General features: G+C 45.9%; 1 protein-coding gene. It reads left to right on the top strand.

Translation table 11 applies throughout. The features are described from left to right. Positions 1–129: 129 nt before the first annotated feature. Positions 130–749, top strand: a 620-nt coding sequence (locus ACFINE_RS09870; protein WP_375621906.1) for a phage tail tape measure protein, incomplete at its 3' end; no start/stop codon positions are given.

The following is a 749-nucleotide window of genomic DNA, read 5'->3' as shown; positions in this document are numbered from 1 at the left end:
CTTTATTATCACTGGGCGCCTTCAGAGATTAACCAGATGGATTGGCTGGATGTGATTGCCTATCGAGAAGAACTCGCACGCTTTAAAGCCCAAGAATATGAAAGTCATCAGTTAGGATAAGAGACGATCATGGATGTTTCCCTTGTTGTGCGTTTTGTTAATCATCTGCAAGAGGGGATAGCTTCTGCCAAGCGGGATCTTGCAGCCTTTAGTTCAGATATTGCGCATTTCCAAAACAAGACAAGGCAGCATTTTAAAGGGTGGTTTGACCCTGAGCATCTTGAGGATGCGACAAAGAATGCGGAAAATGCTTTTATCCAAGCGCGGGGGCGCATGGTGGGTGCCATTGCGCAAACAGCAACCTTAATTGCACCGCTCTATAAAGCCATGCAATTTGATCAATCGATGAAAGGCTTGGAAAAGGTTCTCGATGCCCCCCTTGATCGCTTAAAGGAATTGCGCCGTTTTGCGCTTGAAACCTCCACAAAAATTCCTCTAGCGGCGCGTGAGGTTTTAGAACTGATGACCAGTGCTAGCCAAGCAGGCATTGGTGAACAAGATCTCGAAGCTTTTAGCATTTATGCTGCTAAAGCAGCTGTTGCTTTTGATATGACGGGAGATCAGATTGGGGAGCGCTTTGCCAAATTGCGCAATGTCTTTAAGCTTAATCAAGCAGGCATTGAAGATCTAGGCGATGCTATCAATCATCTCTCTAATCACATGGCGGCAAAAGCCAGTGAAGTGTCTGA

The organism is Bartonella sp. AA97HXZ (assembly GCF_042196985.1).
Taxonomy (GTDB): Bacteria; Pseudomonadota; Alphaproteobacteria; order Rhizobiales; family Rhizobiaceae; genus Bartonella.
This window is presented reverse-complemented; position numbering and strand designations above follow the sequence as displayed.